At 36.5% G+C, this 17,193-nt stretch carries 19 protein-coding genes; 7 read left to right on the top strand and 12 right to left on the bottom strand.

Going from position 1 to position 17,193, the window contains the following annotated elements:
* The coding region (locus DRF60_RS19050; protein WP_133297253.1) for an RHS repeat-associated core domain-containing protein at window positions 1–970 on the top strand (970 nt) is incomplete at its 5' end.
* 252 nt (window positions 971–1,222) lie between these two features.
* Here the strand turns inward: DRF60_RS19050 and DRF60_RS21435 are convergent.
* The 3 genes from DRF60_RS21435 to DRF60_RS19065 form a co-directional block, all read right to left on the bottom strand.
* On the bottom strand, window positions 1,223–1,681 hold the full coding sequence (locus tag DRF60_RS21435; RefSeq protein ID WP_185144605.1) for a hypothetical protein: 459 nt from the start codon (window positions 1,679–1,681) through the stop codon (window positions 1,223–1,225).
* A gap of 232 nt (window positions 1,682–1,913) precedes the next feature.
* Window positions 1,914–2,468 carry a crossover junction endodeoxyribonuclease RuvC gene (gene ruvC / locus DRF60_RS19060; RefSeq protein ID WP_040997663.1) on the bottom strand — a complete coding sequence of 185 codons (555 nt, stop codon included), beginning with the start codon at window positions 2,466–2,468 and terminating at the stop codon, window positions 1,914–1,916.
* A 60-nt stretch (window positions 2,469–2,528) separates the two neighbouring features.
* On the bottom strand, window positions 2,529–3,050 hold the full coding sequence (locus tag DRF60_RS19065) for a 2'-5' RNA ligase family protein (RefSeq protein WP_116014527.1): 522 nt from the start codon (window positions 3,048–3,050) through the stop codon (window positions 2,529–2,531).
* A gap of 81 nt (window positions 3,051–3,131) precedes the next feature.
* On the opposite strand from DRF60_RS19065, the gene DRF60_RS19070 reads away from it, so the two are divergent.
* Together DRF60_RS19070 and DRF60_RS19075 are read left to right on the top strand one after the other, a co-directional pair.
* Window positions 3,132–3,455, top strand: coding sequence for a PadR family transcriptional regulator (locus DRF60_RS19070; RefSeq protein ID WP_116014529.1), 324 nt, complete (start codon window positions 3,132–3,134; stop codon window positions 3,453–3,455).
* Window positions 3,452–4,177, top strand: a complete 726-nt coding sequence (locus tag DRF60_RS19075; protein WP_116014532.1) for a hypothetical protein — start codon at window positions 3,452–3,454, stop codon at window positions 4,175–4,177. Before DRF60_RS19070 ends, DRF60_RS19075 begins: the two co-directional genes overlap by 4 nt.
* A gap of 46 nt (window positions 4,178–4,223) precedes the next feature.
* Here the strand turns inward: DRF60_RS19075 and DRF60_RS19080 are convergent, their stop codons facing one another.
* The 4 genes from DRF60_RS19080 to DRF60_RS19095 all read right to left on the bottom strand — a co-directional run bounded on the left by DRF60_RS19080 (window position 4,224) and on the right by DRF60_RS19095 (window position 10,551).
* A complete protein-coding gene (locus DRF60_RS19080; RefSeq protein WP_116014535.1) occupies window positions 4,224–5,330 on the bottom strand; it encodes a serine hydrolase domain-containing protein in 1,107 nt (368 codons plus the stop codon).
* Window positions 5,331–5,596: 266 nt separating this feature from the next.
* Entirely contained in the window at window positions 5,597–6,307 is a 711-nt protein-coding gene (locus DRF60_RS19085; RefSeq protein WP_116014594.1) for a Dph6-related ATP pyrophosphatase, read from the bottom strand.
* 16 nt (window positions 6,308–6,323) lie between these two features.
* Entirely contained in the window at window positions 6,324–7,094 is a 771-nt protein-coding gene (locus tag DRF60_RS19090) for a hypothetical protein (protein WP_116014538.1), read from the bottom strand.
* A 109-nt stretch (window positions 7,095–7,203) separates the two neighbouring features.
* Entirely contained in the window at window positions 7,204–10,551 is a 3,348-nt protein-coding gene (locus DRF60_RS19095) for a methylmalonyl-CoA mutase family protein (protein WP_116014541.1), read from the bottom strand.
* A 186-nt stretch (window positions 10,552–10,737) separates the two neighbouring features.
* Between DRF60_RS19095 and DRF60_RS19100 the strand changes: the two genes are divergently transcribed.
* The gene (locus DRF60_RS19100; protein ID WP_116014543.1) at window positions 10,738–11,070 is read left to right on the top strand and encodes a hypothetical protein; all 333 of its coding nucleotides are present in this window, start codon (window positions 10,738–10,740) and stop codon (window positions 11,068–11,070) included.
* Here DRF60_RS19100 and DRF60_RS19105 read toward each other — a convergent pair.
* Window positions 11,067–12,179 carry a DUF3667 domain-containing protein gene (locus DRF60_RS19105; RefSeq protein WP_116014546.1) on the bottom strand — a complete coding sequence of 371 codons (1,113 nt, stop codon included), beginning with the start codon at window positions 12,177–12,179 and terminating at the stop codon, window positions 11,067–11,069. The two genes, DRF60_RS19100 and DRF60_RS19105, sit on opposite strands and share 4 nt — an antisense overlap.
* A 345-nt stretch (window positions 12,180–12,524) precedes the next feature.
* Between DRF60_RS19105 and rplM the strand changes: the two genes are divergently transcribed.
* From rplM to rpsB, 3 genes are all read left to right on the top strand, one after another.
* Window positions 12,525–12,980 (top strand): 50S ribosomal protein L13, encoded by a 456-nt coding sequence (gene rplM / locus DRF60_RS19110; protein WP_034706094.1) that lies wholly within the window; start codon window positions 12,525–12,527, stop codon window positions 12,978–12,980.
* A 6-nt stretch (window positions 12,981–12,986) separates the two neighbouring features.
* Window positions 12,987–13,373 (top strand): 30S ribosomal protein S9, encoded by a 387-nt coding sequence (gene rpsI, locus DRF60_RS19115; RefSeq protein WP_045501218.1) that lies wholly within the window; start codon window positions 12,987–12,989, stop codon window positions 13,371–13,373.
* Between the two features lie 207 nt (window positions 13,374–13,580).
* Window positions 13,581–14,342: a 30S ribosomal protein S2 gene (rpsB, locus tag DRF60_RS19120; protein ID WP_111955604.1), complete on the top strand. Its 762-nt coding sequence runs from the start codon at window positions 13,581–13,583 to the stop codon at window positions 14,340–14,342.
* A 104-nt stretch (window positions 14,343–14,446) separates the two neighbouring features.
* Here the strand turns inward: rpsB and DRF60_RS19125 are convergent, their stop codons facing one another.
* The 4 genes from DRF60_RS19125 to DRF60_RS19140 form a co-directional block, all read right to left on the bottom strand.
* Entirely contained in the window at window positions 14,447–14,884 is a 438-nt protein-coding gene (locus tag DRF60_RS19125) for a DUF6759 domain-containing protein (protein WP_116014549.1), read from the bottom strand.
* Between the two features lie 5 nt (window positions 14,885–14,889).
* A complete protein-coding gene (locus DRF60_RS19130) occupies window positions 14,890–15,588 on the bottom strand; it encodes a DUF6759 domain-containing protein (RefSeq protein ID WP_238640246.1) in 699 nt (232 codons plus the stop codon).
* A 20-nt stretch (window positions 15,589–15,608) separates the two neighbouring features.
* Window positions 15,609–16,286: a tRNA (guanosine(46)-N7)-methyltransferase TrmB gene (trmB, locus tag DRF60_RS19135; protein ID WP_116014551.1), complete on the bottom strand. Its 678-nt coding sequence runs from the start codon at window positions 16,284–16,286 to the stop codon at window positions 15,609–15,611.
* Window positions 16,287–16,382: 96 nt separating this feature from the next.
* Window positions 16,383–17,156, bottom strand: coding sequence for a DUF6759 domain-containing protein (locus tag DRF60_RS19140; RefSeq protein ID WP_116014554.1), 774 nt, complete (start codon window positions 17,154–17,156; stop codon window positions 16,383–16,385).
* Between the last annotated feature and the right edge of the window lie 37 nt (window positions 17,157–17,193).

The raw sequence follows: 17,193 nt of genomic DNA on the forward strand, positions 1-17,193 counted from the left end.
CAATGGCAGCAGCGCAGAAGTTCTTGAAGAAAACAATTATTATCCATTTGGGTTAAAGCATGAAGGATATAATGCTTTGACAGGAAATTCTGCTTATAAATATCAATATAATAGTAAAGAATTACAGCAGGAAACGGGACAGTATGATTATGGAGCGAGATTCTATATGCCGGATATTGGACGTTGGGGAGTGGTAGATCCATTGGCGGAAAAATATATCAATTGGTCTCCATATACTTATAGTATAAATAATCCTATTCGTTGGATTGATCCAGACGGACGAGGTGTAACTGATGTTGTCTTAAGAGGAGATCAGGCTAAAGAAGCTTTTGAGCAGTTAAAAAATGCGTCAAGTAATTTAAATCTGAAAATGGACTCGAAAGGAAAAGTTACCGGAACGCTTAAGAAAGGAGCAACCGCAACAGATGCTGAATCAACTTTGCTTTCAGCTATGAGCAATAAAAGTGTAGTAGTAGATGTATTAGCTCAAAGTAGTAATGTCATAGAATCAGATAATACAGCAATATTTGGAGGAGCATTCAGAGGCAGTACTATTAACTCCTCAATAGATGCATCCTTAGAAGGATCACCAAATACAATAACTCATGCAAATCAAATTATAAATCCTACGGATTTAGGTGCAATAGATACTTATTATAGTGCATTAAAGGGCGTTGGAGTTATGCACGAAATACTTGAAGCTTATGATGGTGCAATAAATAGTCCAGGTGCAATAAATACTGTAGGAAGTAAAAACCGAGAGGTAAGTTGGGACAGTTATCTGTCAGCACATAATAATGCAAGTACTTTAGATCCTCGAATAAACTATAATTTGCAATCTGAGAATAAAATTTTACCAAGAACTACAGGAGGTAATATAAGAATTGAAAGAACACTTTACAGACAAGTAAATGGTGTTAGAGAGTCAAAATCATTAGGAACTGTCGAAATTAAACCCAAAACAAAATAAATGAAAACCATATCATTTTTAATAATAATCTTGGTGATGAGTTGTTGTTCTAATAAATTATCTACAAGAAATGATGATACTAATAGTTCGTATGAGATCTTAAAAATTGACAGCACTAAAAGTATGTATTTAATACAAATCCGAAATGGTAAGATTAATGAATTAGTATTATCAGAAAGAAATTGTAAAGTAAAAAGTAAAAATAAAATAGTTGTAGGAAAGAAATACTCGTTAAGAATTGATCCTTTAGACTCATACTTTAACGATGATGATTTTGAAAAGGCTGAGTTTAAGGTAGATGACACTAATGTTAAAAATCTTACACAAGGAACTATTTATATGAGTAATAATCTTTGCGGACTTTATATATCTGAGTAATAAAATATAACTCCCCGCTACGCAAAGTCTGTGACTTTGAGTAGATAAAAATAACCCACCGCAATTGCGGTGGGTTTTGTGTTTTATAAATCTGCTGCGTTTTTTGGCAAAAAAATCTTTACACTTTTTATTGGTGAGCATTTTTTCCACGAGGCGGAAAATGGTTTGCTTGTCTTCCTCTTCCAGTTGTGGGATTAATCTTATTTGTTCAAGTTCTGTTTTATCCTCTAGGATAACTTCTTTAGGAATAGAACCGTCATGATTAATAATTTGATCGGTATTCATATCAAAAAGCTGCGCCATTTTCTGCAGTTCTTCTGTAATCTTCCCCAAAATCCGGAACATTTAAAAATATAGTTTTTACATTTGGAATACTATGAAAAACAGTAAATTTTCAGAAGTTCAGATTATCAAGATTCTATCTGAACAAAATCAAGGGAAAACAGTGAATGATACCTACTTTCCCATTTCCCTGCAAAATCATTTAGAGACATTACCTATAAAAAATGAGCTACTGTGAAAACATTGGTTTTATTATTAAAATTGATTTACAACCCCACGATCTCTACTTCACCCTCCCCGGATTCTGCTTCAAAAAACTATCCCAGCCGCTATAAGATTTTGTATCTGCAATAGTTCCGGAATTGAAATGATGGCAGACTGCAACAGCCAAACCATCCGAAGCATCCAAATATTTGGTAGGGAATTCTTTCAGTTTTAAAAGGTTCTGAAGCATTCCGGCTACCTGTTCCTTGCTGGCATTTCCGTTTCCGGTGATGGCCATTTTAATCTTCTTAGGAGAGTATTCCGTGATGGGAATATTTCTGTACAGGCTTGCGGCCATTGCAACGCCTTGCGCACGCCCCAGTTTAAGCATACTCTGCACATTTTTCCCGTAAAATGGAGCTTCCAGAGCAACTTCATCCGGATGATATTCATCGATCAGAGCTAATGTTTTGTCAAAGATATATTTAAGTTTGGTTTCGTGATTCGGATATTTTTTCAGGATCAGCTCGTGGATAGAAATCATTTCCATTTTACTTTTGGTCACGGAAATAATGCCGAAACCCATAATCGCTGTTCCGGGATCAATCCCTAAAATTATCTTCTCTGAAATCATGGTTCAAAGATAGCGTTTATAAATCTTTTTTGTTGAATTGTAATAAGGTTTGATTAGGTCTTATTTTAATTGTTTTTCAGCAATAGGAATCCATCTTCCATCATGGCGAAGAAGTAGAATTTTATCGACTAAAAATTTAGTTTTATATTCTTTGTTCTTATAAATCTCCCATGCTTTCAGATAGTTATCAAAACTAAGGTTTCTGTAGCCGACAGTCATGTGAGGCGTGAAAGATTTCTTGCCAAAACTAAAGTGCTGTATTATCCTTTGATGAAGTAGATTTAAATTTTCGTTGGCTTCAGGATGGACAAAAATGACCGAATTTTTTGGATTAGGAAAGCTTCCGAAACCATTCAGTAGTATTTCAAAGGGAGGGATATCCGTATCTATCTTCTGGAAAGCAGTATGAATATCACTTTCCAGCTCAAGTTCTCTTTCAAAAGGCGATAATAAAGTAATATGTGCATCATTTGTTAATGCTTTTGAATTATCATAATTCGCAGCAAGATCTTGTTTGAACACCTTTACTTCATCAATGATGTCCTGTGGAGGATAAATGGCAATGAAATACATTTTTTTCATACAGCAAAGTAAATATTTTTTATAATATTCAAATACATAAGAAAATTATGCATAGATTTACAAGGTATAAAAACAAGATTTTTGAAAAAGAACAGTCTTTACAAAGGAACGCTCCAGAACATTATTTTGAAACTGCTTTCTAAAGAAGTGAAAATGTATGGCTATCAGATTACCCAACGTGCAAAAGAACTTACAGACGGGGAGCTTGAGATGACGGAAGGTGCTTTGTATCCGCTGCTGCATAAATTGGAGAATGACGGAATGATAACATCAGAAGTTCAGAAGATCAATGGAAGGGACAGAAAATATTATCTTCTGACAGAAAAGGGAAAGAAACATCAGGCTGTTCAGGAAAACGAAATGAAAAGTTATTTGTTAAACCTAAATACCATTTTTAACATATGATGACCCAAACGCAGGAAAACGAGGTTACAGACTATCTTATTTTTCAGGAGCTCCCACTTGATATTTTACTTGAAGTAAAAGACCATATGCTCTCCCAGATTGCAGACATCCAGCTTCAAAAAAAACTGGATTTTGAAAATGCATTTCTGAACGTTAAAAAATCCTGGGACGGAGAATTTAAAATGGTAAGTTACTTTTTATTTTCTCCTGCAGAGATTCCATTGATTGTAAAAAAAATAATTAAGGAAAAATTCAATGTACTCCTGAAAAAATCTTTTATAATAGGTCTTGTTTTCTTTGGAATTAACCTTTTGTTGATTTATTTATCAAAAAGCCAGGAAGAATACAGAATATTTTTCAGACTGCTGAATGGATTGTTTTTGCTGACAATGGGGATGGTATGGTTTTTTAATATTAAAATCTGGAAATACATGAGAACAGACTTTAAATACAAAGGAAAATGTTTTTACACCTTATACCAGCAGAATGTAGGGCTGATGGTAATCGTTACGATTTCCATGCTACAGCTCCTCGGAAAAAACGGGCATTACGCTTACCAGTTTTTCAGAACGCAAAATACATCTGAAATTGCCGGAACACTCATTACATTACTGGTTCCTTTTATCCTTCAGAGTTCAATGATTTTTACCTTGCTCAATTTTTTTGAACATAAAAAGACTTTGAAAAGAATGCAGAATTTTCTTCAGTCCGCTGACAATTAATGTTCACAGATAGCAATTCATATCCATGTTTTATATGTAAAGAAAATTATTGTTTTGTTCTAAGCTGCAATAGAATATTCTCAAGATTGTCCGTAATCTTTTTAACTTCCACATGAGGTCTGAATGTTGAACTTTTTCCCTTTTCTTCATCCGCAATATTGGATAAAATAATAACTGATGTTTTGGTTTGTGGATAATAGATATCCAGAGAAGGGGAGCCCTTTACATAGCCGCTGTGAAAATAACCTTCAGGGCTTCCGATATTGATCATGATCCCATAGCCATAGCCCATTTTTCCTAAAACTGCATGATGCCTTTCCGAGCTTTTAGAAACAAACTGCTTCAAAGTTTCAGGTTTCAGGATCTTTCCTCCATAAATAGCATTGTTCCAGATGTGGAGATCCTCTATGGTAGAAAGAATGCCGCCTGCCGGGGTTCCTATATCTTTTCCTCCCAGCCTTTTGGGCATATTCGGAACGGCGACAAATTTTGTAGCATTTCCCAAATAGGCACTTGCAAAATCCTTACCTTCAAAGATATTTCCTGTAGAAGAATTTTTCATTTCTGCTTTTTTGAACAGTTCCATGACATTTTCATCGTATGATTTCCCTGAAACAACTTCTATAATTTGTCCCAGAGCATTAAAGCCGTCATTGGAATAGAAAAAATCCGAACCACTTTTGAACATAAGCTTTCCTCCGAAAGTATTTAATCCCGAAGTGTGATTTAAAAGTTGGTGAATAGTAATATTTTCATACTCTTTGGTTTGAAATGATTTCAGGTATTTGGATGCTTTGTCACTAACGTTCAGTTTTCCCTGTTCCATCTGAAGAAGAACAAGAGCAGCAGTAAACTGTTTGCTTACAGACCCAATAGCAAAAACCGTATTGCTGTCGATTTTTATCTTATTTTTAAAATCAGAATAGCCGTTTTCTTTCCTGTACAGTTGCAGGGAATCTTTAAATACGGCAATACTTCCGTTGAAATTATACTTTTTAAATACAGAATCAATCTGCTGTTCCAGAAGTGTTTTTTGAAAAGCCGTAATTGTGGAATCAATAATTACATTTTTGTCAACCGGTTTTTTGGGAGTTTCAGTTTTGCATGAAAATAAAAAGCAGAAAAGCAGAAGGAGTGTAAAATTTTTTATCACAGGTGTTTTATATTAAAAGTTACTGATCTTGGGATTATTACATTATTTAAATATAAGAAAATCCTTTGGGGTCTCAAAGACAAGCAAAATTTGTGCTAAGCTAAGTCCGTTCATTGACTGAACCCAATTTTTTTATAATAGTACAAAGAATCAGAGCTACTTTTGTTACGGGTAGACAATGAAAAAGGTGTTGAAGTAATATTTTGGATGTGGGAAGTGTCAGGAATTAGGCATGGCTTAACAAACTGCAGGGATAAATAATATTACTATTTCAGAATCAGATCGCAGAACCAGAAAACATAGTCACTGTCTTCATCTTCAGGACTGGCTTTTGGCTTAGGATAGGTTTTCTTTACCGTCTCTCCTGTTTCAAACTGAACAGGATTTTTAAAAATAGGCCCATCAAAAGTAAATGTGTGGAATTCCCCATTCTCTCCACATGGATCAACATTTTTAGGAAGATCATTGATGAAGTCCTGGTCAATAATTCTTCCTGCAAAACTTTTGTCCAGATAAGTTTCATTCACACACGTCACAATTGTTTTGAAGCCAAGGTCAAGAAATTTGTGGATGAGATCGGTTGTATTTTGCTTCCAAAGTGGAAATAGAGCTTCCATTCCTATCGAATTCAGCTGGTCTTCACGGTATTTCCGGAGGTCTTCCAGGAAAATGTCCCCAAAAACAGACTGCGTAATGCCCATATCTTGAATGTCCGACATCGTTTTACCCATAATCTCACGGTATTCTTCCATGGACGGTTCCTTGGGGAGTTCCATTTTAATCAAAGGCAGTCCTATATTTTCGGCTTGCTTTTCCAAAAGTGAAACATGAACACCATGCATCGAAATCCTCTGAAACTCTTTATTGATACTGGTAAGCAGAGTTGTAACTTCAGTCTGATTTTCCTGCTGGATTTTATAAAAGGCAAGTGCGGAATCTTTTCCGCTGCTCCAGTTGAATACGGCTTTAGGTTTCATTAATTGATTCTGCATTTTATTTTGCTGCATCATTCATTTCTGCTTCAAATTGTGCTAATCCGGCTTTGGTACTTCCTTTATCAGTTGCTGTTTGCCATTCTTTCGTGGCTTTGGTTTTGTCACCCAGACTATAATAATAACTTCCTAAAACTGTATGGCCTTCAATCTCGCCCATGCTGATGATTTTTTGCCCTAACCTGATGATTTCAGGATTCTGTTTAGGCTTTTTCAGTTTATTTTTTAAGACAGCTTCCATTCCACCCACATCGTTCATCACCATTAATCCAAATTTCTCCATGCATGCCTTTGCAAGACCTCTTGTGCACAAATCATCAATGGTTTTTGTGTAATTTGTCATTGCGTTTTCATCAAATAATTTGTCAAAATCATTGGATTTGGCTCTTGTTTTACGATAATATTCATAAAGAAGCTGTGCATTTTTCTTAGCCAGGGTATCATCTTTTCTGTTGTTTTCGGCAAGGCTATCTTTCTTTAGATCCCACTTAGTGTCCTTAACCCAGGTTGAATTACCGGCCAAACGGTTTTTAGACATTTTAAAGATAAAAATATCCTTATCCGGAAAAACAACCACGGAATCATTTTTCACAAAATAATCTCCTTTTCCATATCCTGCAATATCGACCTTTCCATTACCATCAAAAGCAAAATATGGGTATAATGTTTCTTTAGAATTGGTCATAAAATAACCCTGGAGGTTGTTATCAGCTTCTTGAGCATTGAAGAGTCCGCAGGAAATAATTCCAATCAGGAATAAAATATATTTCATTAGTTAAAATGTTGCTGTTGTGTAAAAATACAAAAAACCTCAAAGAAATCTCCTTGAGGTTTAATTTATAAGTTGAATATTGCTCAACAATGTTTAAAATTGTCTGGGCTTACATATTTCTTCTGTATTTACCACCCACTTCAAATAAAGCATTGGTAATCTGTCCAAGAGAACAGTATTTAACAGCATCCATCATCACGGCAAATAAGTTTTGCTGGTTGATTGCTGCATACTGCAATTGTTTTAAAGCTTCTGCAGATCTGTCTTCATTAGATTTCTGGAAATTATGTAAAGTTTCGATCTGAACCTGCTTTTCTTCCTCAGTAGAACGGATCACCTCTCCCGGACGTACTGTTGGCGAACCGTCTTTTCCAAGAAAAGTATTCACTCCGATAATCGGATATTCTCCTGTGTGCTTCAGCCATTCATAATGCATCGATTCTTCCTGAATCTTAGAACGCTGGTACATGGTTTCCATAGCGCCCAAAACACCACCTCTTTCCGTAATTCTGTCGAATTCCGCATAAACCGCTTCTTCCACAAGATCCGTTAATTCCTCAATAATAAATGAACCTTGAAGCGGGTTTTCATTTTTAGCTAATCCTAATTCTTTATTAATGATCAGCTGTATTGCCATTGCTCTTCTTACAGACTGCTCAGTCGGTGTTGTAATCGCCTCATCATAAGCATTGGTGTGAAGAGAATTACAGTTATCATAGATTGCATAAAGCGCTTGAAGCGTCGTTCTGATATCATTGAAATCAATTTCCTGCGCGTGCAGTGAACGTCCTGAAGTCTGGATGTGGTATTTCAGCATCTGACTTCTTTCGTCTGCTCCGTATTTCAGCTTCATAGCTTTTGCCCATATTCTTCTTGCTACACGACCGATTACCGAGTATTCGGGGTCGATACCGTTAGAGAAAAAGAATGATAAATTCGGGGCAAAATCATTGATATCCATTCCTCTTGACAAATAATATTCCACGTACGTGAAACCATTTGCCAAAGTAAACGCCAGCTGAGAAACCGGATTCGCGCCCGCTTCTGCAATGTGATATCCTGAAATAGAAACGGAGTAGAAGTTCCTAACTTTTTCCGTGATAAAATATTCCTGAACGTCACCCATTAAACGAAGGGCAAATTCAGTAGAGAAAATACAGGTATTCTGAGCCTGGTCTTCTTTTAAAATGTCAGCCTGAACCGTTCCACGAACTGTCGCGATGGTTTTAGCCTTAATTTCGGCATAAGCTTCAGCAGGAATCACTTCATCTCCTGTAATTCCTAATAATTTTAATCCTAAACCATTGTTGGAAGGAGGAAGTTCGCCATTGTATTTCGGTCTTTCTAAGCCTCTATCATCAAATTTTGCTTTTAGAGCTTTTTCAACATTTGCCTCGAGATTATGCTCGGCAATATATTTTTCAACATTCTGATCAATGGCTGCATTCATAAAGAAAGCCAGCAGCATTGGAGCAGGACCGTTGATGGTCATAGAAACCGAAGTCATCGCATTTACCAGATCAAATCCGGAATACAATTTTTTAGCATCATCTAAAGTCGCGATAGAAACTCCCGCATTTCCGATTTTACCATAAATATCTGGTGGTAGAGCTGGATCTTGTCCGTATAAAGTTACAGAGTCAAACGCTGTAGATAGACGTTTTGCATCCATTTCCGCAGAAACGTAGTGGAATCTTCTGTTCGTTCTTTCAGGACCTCCTTCTCCGGCAAACATTCTTGTCGGATCTTCTCCTGTTCTTTTGAAAGGATAAATTCCGGCTGTGTAAGGGAATCCTCCCGGTAGATTTTCCTGTCCTTTCCACTTGATCAGGTCACCCCAGTCCGTATATTTTGGTAAAGCAATCTTTGGAATTCTTAAGTGGGATAAAGATTCTGTTGAAGTTTCCACTTTAATTTCCTTTCCTCTTACAAAATAAGAATAAAACTCTTCGTGAAAAGCTTTTTTCGTATCATCCCAGGTTTTTAAGAAGTCGATATTTTCCTGCTGAAGATCTTTTTCTGCTTTTTGATATTCAGCGTCCAGGGTTTCATTCGAAAGGAAGTTTTTTACCCCTTCAATATGATACATTTTTCTGGCAAGCTCAGCTTGCTTTTCAACGTTGGCGTCATATTGTCTGTTGTTTTCAACAATTTCAGAAAGATAACGAACTCTTTTTGGAGGAATGATGGTTACTTCGTCTGTAATTTCCTGTTCAACAAAAGTTTTTAAATCTAAACCTGAAAACTTATCGTTTACTTTTGAAATTAATCGGTTGTATAGTTCTGTAGTTCCGTGGTCGTTGAACTGAGATGCTTTTGTAGCATATACCGGCATTTCATCCAGCTGCTGTTCCCATAACAGATGGTTTCTCTGAAACTGCTTTCTAACGGCTTGAAGGGCATCAAGAGCCCCACGTTTATCAGATTTATTTAATGCCACTAAATCAGCATAATCCAGCATGTCAATCTTCTCCAGCTGAGTGGATGCTCCATATTCAGGAGTCATCACATACATGGAAACATCTGCAAAATCAGAGACTTCCGAGCCGGACTGCCCAATACCTGAGGTTTCCAGAATGATAACATCAGGATGAGCCAGTTTCAGAACATTCAAAGCAGAATGAATGAACGGAGAAACGGAAACATTATTTTCTCTGGTAGCCATCGAACGCATATAAACTCTAGGATCATTGATCGCATTCATACGGATTCTGTCTCCCAAAAGGGCGCCTCCTGTTTTCTTTTTAGAAGGGTCAATGGAAATAATAGCAATCTTTTTATCAGGATTTGAACGGATAAAACGTCTTACCAGTTCATCTGTTAATGAAGACTTTCCCGCTCCACCAGTACCTGTAATACCAATGATAGGAATATTTAGATCTTTTGATTTTTCGTCAATTGCTTTTACCAATTCAGGTTTTTCTTCTGAGAAGTTTTCAACGGCAGAAATGACTTTAGCAATGCTTGTGGAATTTTCAAAACTAATTGAATCCAGATCAGCAGAGGTTATATCCTTTCCTGTTGCAAAATCTGATCTTTTAACCAAATCATCGATCATGCCCTGTAAGCCAAGTTCACGACCATCATCCGGAGAATAAATTCTGTCGATTCCGTAAGACATGATATCCTCAATTTCTTCCGGCAGGATTACACCGCCGCCGCCGCCGAAAATCTTAATCTGCGGAGAGTTTTTTTCTCTTAAAAGGTCGTAGATATATTTAAAATATTCATTGTGGCCGCCTTGATATGAGGTTAGGGCAATGGCATTGGCATCTTCTTGGATAGCTGTGTTAACAACTTCTTCTGCTGATTTGTCGTGTCCCAGGTGGATCACTTCACATCCTGTTCCCTGGATCACGCGGCGCATGATATTAATCGCAGCATCGTGTCCGTCAAATAATGACGCCGCTGTTACGATTCTCACTTTGTTGGTTGGAGTATATTTTTGGGTTTCCATAAAAAAATCTAGAAAATTTCTGAATTTTCAAATATAATAATAAAATAAGAACCGTCTGTTTTTATTTAAAGTATTGATTTACAGTGTTTAGTTTAGGTTGTGTGGGTTTGTTTTTTCCCTGCTTAATGATTGATCATTTAAAAATGATAAGTAAATTATCTATTTTTGCAATATAATATATATACTATGAAAAAGGCTTGGATGTATTTTGCTTTAGGAACAGTTCTTAGTTTCCTTATCAATTATTTTTTTTACAGTTCTGATAATGTAGGTCTTGATATATATTATGCACTGTCTTTTGGGATAGCATGGGGAATTGCTTATTATCTGGATACGCCCAATTTTACATTGCCGCAAAAATTAGGTATTTCCTTTGTCGCAATGGGTATTTTGGTGCTAATTGGAACATTCATATTCAGCCTTGAGCTTGCGATTCCGTCTATCCTGAAATTTTCTACAGTTTTTGTAGCCTATTACTTAATTGCTAGTTTCAGGGCAAGCAAATCCCTGCGCAATTAATGCATTAATAAGAAGCTAACAATTCCCAAGCCCATTAATAAGAACGTAAATAAAACGGTGTTGATAAAGAATAAAACAGCACCAACTAAAATAGTCAGGGCAGGGTGCGTGCGGTAGGTCTTATAATGAGCTACAAAAAAATAACATCCTGCATAAACAGTAGCCCCTGTAGTCAGCAACCCTTTCATAATAATAGCAAAGCTGCTTGTTTCACCAAAATAGCTAAACACCTTATTCAGTACAAAAAGAAGAAGGGTGAGCAATAATAAAAAAGAAAAGTAGTGGAGGGTAAAAACACCGTGATCAAAATACCACCACTTTTTTTTACTGTGAAATATCCATAGCAGAAAAGCAAACAGAGGAAGATATATGAAAAGAGCTTTTGGTAAATTGTGAACCGAACTCTTAATAAACATATTGGTAATCTCACTAGGGGAATGGCCTTTTTCTTCCAATTCAAAGATTTTAGCAACGAAAGGGCGGAAGGTCTGATACTTGTGCGCGTTCTTTTGATTTCTCTTATCAAAATCTTCCATAGACTGTAGTCCTAAAGATTTTGTAATGCTCTTATTCTCTTTAAATATATTTTCAACATCTACATCATCTTGAGCTGTACTTTTAACTTGGCTGGAATCTAATGCACGAGTTAGCATTCCGCCGCTAAGGGAATCTGCCTTTAGTACTTCCGGAGATTGTAAAGCTTCATTTACAGCTTTATTTTTAACAGCTTCTTTTTGAATCTCTTTATTGATTTCTTTTGCCTGGCGGGTCCTTTCCTTTCCAAAATTTAAATCTGTTATTTGGAATGAAATAAACAGAAAAGTGACAAAACTTATAAAAATGTAAAGCTTTACAGGAGGAACAAACTGCTGTCTTTTCCCCTCCAGATAAACCTGCGTAAGTCTTCCCGGCTTAAAAAGCAGATTTTTCATAGTTCCCCAAAACTGACCGTCATAATGAGTGAAATCTTCAAAAAAGTGAGTGAATAAATAGTAAAAAGGATGGCGGCTTTCTATATTTTGCTGTCCGCAGTGCGGGCAGAATCTTTCTTCAACCTGGTGCCCGCAGTTCAGGCAGGTTTTATCTTCTCTTATTTTTCCGTGGCTCATGGATAGTTTGGGACTATGATTTGGACACAAATATAAATATTTCGTCACATAAAATAATCACATTAATAAGCTTTAAAGGAAATCTTTAAAGTAAAATTAATAAAGTCCGAGTTTAATACTCAAACTCTTTGTGTTATCATGTATGTTTTAGAATTTTGAAATGTTTTTTAATTAGTCATCATTTTACAAGTCATATATCAAGTCAATTGTTGATAATCAATTAAAAGGAATTGAAATCCGGAGATAGTACAGATTAAATAAAATATGTTTTTGGGTTACAAAAATAATTTGTACCTTTGCACACCCTTTTAGGGGAAAATTATGTTTAATCTTTAACTAAAACGTGTGAATACATTAAGTTACAAAACTGTTTCAGCGAACAAAGCTACTGCTAATAAAGAATGGGTTGTGGTAGACGCTGAAGGACAGCCGTTAGGAAGACTAGCTTCTACGGTTGCAAAGATTTTGAGAGGTAAGCACAAAACGAACTTTACACCTCACGTAGATTGTGGTGATAACGTGATCGTTTTGAATGCTGGGAAAATTACGCTTTCCGGAAATAAGTGGGCTGATAAGACTTACATCTGGCATACAGGTTACCCTGGTGGACAGAAGTCTATGACTGCGGCTGAACTTCAGAAGAAAGATTCTTTAAAAGTATTGGAGAAATCTGTAAAAGGTATGTTGCCAAAGAACAGATTAGGATCTGCTTTATTAAAGAACCTTTATCTATATGAAGGAACTGAGCACAAACATGAAGCTCAACAGCCTAAAACAATTAATGTTAACGAATTTAAATAATTAATTATGTCTATAGTTCACAAAATCGGAAGAAGAAAAACTTCTGTAGCAAGAGTTTATGTAAGACCAGGTTCTGGTGTTATTACAGTAAACGGTAAAGATGCTGCAACTTATTTCTCTACAGACGTGATGGTTTACAAGCTGAACCAACCGTTTATCCTTTCTGAAACTGTTGGTCAGTATGACGTTACCGTAAATGTTTTCGGTGGTGGTAATACAGGTCAGGCAGAGGCTATCAGATTAGGTATTTCAAGAGCTTTATGTGAAATCAATGCTGAATTCAGATTAGCTTTGAAGCCAGCTGGTTTACTTACAAGAGACGCAAGAATGGTGGAAAGAAAGAAGCCAGGTCAGAAAAAAGCAAGAAAGAGATTCCAATTCTCAAAACGTTAAGATTTGCTGTTGGCGAATGGCTATTAGCTATTGGCTACAGAAATGTATTAAATTTTATTTAAACTTAATCTCGGCGAAAAGCCAATTGCCAAAAGCAAAAAGCAAACCGCCAATTGCCCGTTACGTTTAGCATCCAAACACTTCTCCCATCTAAAGAAGTTGTTGATTGTTTAAAAGACGGAAAGTAAACTAACAAAAACAGAAAACATGGCAAAAGCAAATGTAAAAGACCTTTTAGAGGCTGGCGTACACTTCGGTCACATGACCAGAAAGTGGAATCCAAATATGGCTCCATACATTTTTATGGAGAAAAACGGTATTCACATTGTAGACTTACATAAAACAGCAGTTAAATTGGACGAAGCTTGTAGTGCTTTAGAAAAATTAACTTCTGCAGGTAAAAAAGTTCTTTTCGTAGCTACTAAGAAGCAAGCGAAAGAAGTGGTTGCAAAACACGCTTCTGAACTTAATATGCCTTATATTACAGAAAGATGGCCTGGAGGTATGTTGACGAACTTCGTTACAATCAGAAAGGCTGTAAAGAAAATGAACCATATCGACAAAATGAAAAAAGACGGTACGTTCGAAACTTTATCTAAAAAAGAAAGATTACAGGTAGACAGACAAAGAGCTAACCTAGAGAAAAACTTAGGTTCTATCTCTGACATGGTTCGTCTTCCTTCTGCAATCTTCGTTGTAGATATCATGAGAGAACATATCGCTGTAACTGAAGCTAAGAAATTAGGTATTCCAGTTTTCGGTATTGTTGATACAAACTCTGATCCAAGAAAAGTAGACTTCGTTATCCCAGGAAACGATGATGCTTCTAAATCTATCGATATGATCCTGAACATCGTTTCTGATTCTATCAAAGAAGGACAGTCTCAAAGAAAAGCTGATAAAGAAAAATCTAAAGAAGAAGGAGAAAAAGTGTCTGCTGAAACAGATACTGATTTCGATGCTGAATAATTAAAGATTTTCTTTAATATAGGAAAAACGCTGGATTCTGTCCAGCGTTTTTTGTGTTGTAATTTTGTAAGAACCCCGCTCAATCGAGAGGGGTTTTATTTTATTTAATTGCTGATCTTTATAGCATAAGATGTTGTGATGTACTTTGTAGAATCGTAAGAGGAGTTACAGAGCATTCCGGAGAGTCTGTAATTCCGGTTTTTAGGCACCATTGTATAACCAACCTTTCCGGAGCCTATCGGGATCTTTTTAAAGAAGCCTGTGCTGCTCACAGTAAGAACCATATTGCAGGGAGATTTATTTTCCACCGAAATAGAAGTTCTGGGGTTGCCGGGAGAATCCTCGTTAAGAAGATCCGTTAAAACATCTGCTGTTTCAGGTTTATAGGTCTTAATAAGCTCCGCATATTCTCTTTCCGTACTCATCACAGTACTTCCCGTACTTGAAGGAGTTCTTATGGGGTAGCTAGGATAACTGCTGTAGCTGGCACTGCAGCTTATAAGGATAAGTGAAATTCCGGAGAAAGTGGCTAGCTTTTTCATACAGATTATTTTTTTGATCTTTTCTTTTTTGAAGGTTTCACAGGTACGGTTTCCTTTTGATCTTTTGCCGCTTCTTTATTGGCATCAGGCCTGGGCGTACCGGGATTTTCAATCACTACAAATATACCTTTTTTTATGTCTTTCTGAGAAGAGTACTTTACATCACAGACATTACTGTTCAGGGTATAGGAGCCTTTATTGAGAATGATAAAATTTTCTCCGTGTGCAGGCACTGCCAGGTTGTAGAAATCCTTTCCTTCAATTCTCAGGATAATATTGCAGTCCGAATTATTTCTAAACAGAAGTACAGCTTCTTTTTTGGTGATATCTTCATCAAACATAGCATTCAGAAGCTTTACCGTTTTGTCTTTGTGCTGATCAGAAGTTTCGGCGATGAGCTTTTTAAACTCTTCCGCATCGTTAGAGTTTGAATTCCTCATAAACCTGTTCGGGATATCAGTCATTACCGGTCTGGCTTCCATTGGCTTTGCGGTTTTAGCGCCTTTTGTCCAGTCAGAATTCTTTAAGGCAATAAGTTTAGGTTTTAGCACATATCTTTTAGGGTCATCAGGGTGTGCATTCTTAAGGTAGTCTTCAATTTCCTTTGTATTTGTGCTTTTTAGGATATCCTTGTGTTTTTTCTGCGCCGAAGCGGAACCCGAAACCAGGAAAAAGAAGAGGAGGGTCGTTAAAGTTTTTTTCATCAATTTGTTGTGTTATTCCATTAGCTTATCCGGAATTTTATATAAGTTATTGTTTTTCCTTTAGCAGAGAAAAGCTCTTCATAGTAGGTTTTTATGTCTCTGAGATGTTCCGTATTCGGATCGTACTCAGGAGCGCCATAAATGTCGTGGTGGGCTGTAATGATTTCATAGCCGGCACCCTGCAAATAGCCTAATGTATAGCCATGCAGAAATTCTGAATCCGTTTTCAGATGGATGATTCCACCTGGCTTCAGGAATTTTTTGTATCGTTCTAAAAAGTCAGGATGAGTAAGCCTGTGCTTTGTACGTTTGTATTTGATCTGAGGATCGGGGAACGTGATCCATATTTCGTCAACCTCATTTTCTGCAAAAAAATGATCTACAAGCTCAATTTGTGTTCTGAGAAATGCTACATTATTCATTCCGCTATCCACAGCTTCCTTGGCTCCGAACCAGAATCTGGCTCCTTTAATATCTATTCCGATGAAATTTTTTTCAGGAAACGTTTTAGCAAGCCCTACAGAATATTCTCCTTTTCCGCAACCCAACTCAAGTACAATTGGATGATCATTCTTAAAGAAATCCTTTCTCCAGTTTCCTTTAAGTGGAAAACCGTTGAGTGCATCCTCTCTTGTAGGTTGGATAACATTTGGTAAAATCTTGTTTTCAGCGAATCTTGCTAATTTATTTTTGCCCATCGAATTATTATAAAATCCTGCAAAAATAGCAATTTTTACATAGATTACCTTGTCTTTTAGACATAAAAGACAGGTCTCGACAGATTTAAGGAATGCTTACTGAGTTGGAGAACTTCCCAATGTAACCATTATAGCTTTTTCGATTGTTTTTTGAGAAGCATACTGAGCGCCACAAACGAGACTTGTGAAAAGATACTGGCCCTTATCTATAACAATTGTACTGTCATCATGGGCAGGAACAGCAAGCCTGTATTTAGTGGTTCCAACTCCTTCCATTCTTACAATAATGTTACAGTCAGAATTGTTTTTGATCAGAACTATGCTTGTTTTGCTGTTTGGATCGTTGTCGAACAGTGAATTTAATATTTTTACCGTTTTATTTTTGTGTTCCACAGGGTTTACAGCCATCAGCATATTGAACTCTTCAGCTTCAGCGTTCGGAACAGCGGCATTGGCGGATGTATTAACCACAAAAGTATTTTGAGCAGTACTTGGTGTATACACTATCGTAGATTGCTTGGCAGCAAGTTCTGCCTTGTATTTGGCGATCTGTTTCTGTTTGATAATGGCATTCATTTCATCAAAACTGATCTTTGTAGACGGTCTTCTTTTCAGCAGGGCAAGCATCTCCTGCATGTCTTTTACTTTCTGGTCTGCAGGATGGGCATCTTTAATATATTGGGCCATCATTTCCATCACCCTCGGTTTCAGTACAGATCTCCGAGGATCATCAGGATGCGCATCTCTGAGAAAAGCATTGATCTCATAGATGTTTTTACTTTTTAAAATATCGGTATAGTCTTTCCCTCTTTTTTGAGCAGACAGATTAAAGAATAGAACAGAAATAAATAGTAAAAGTAATTTTTTCATTAACAAATATTAAGTTAAAAGCTGATGTTCTTTCTTA

Source organism: Chryseobacterium elymi, assembly GCF_003385495.1.
GTDB classification, from domain to species: domain Bacteria; phylum Bacteroidota; class Bacteroidia; order Flavobacteriales; family Weeksellaceae; genus Chryseobacterium; species Chryseobacterium elymi.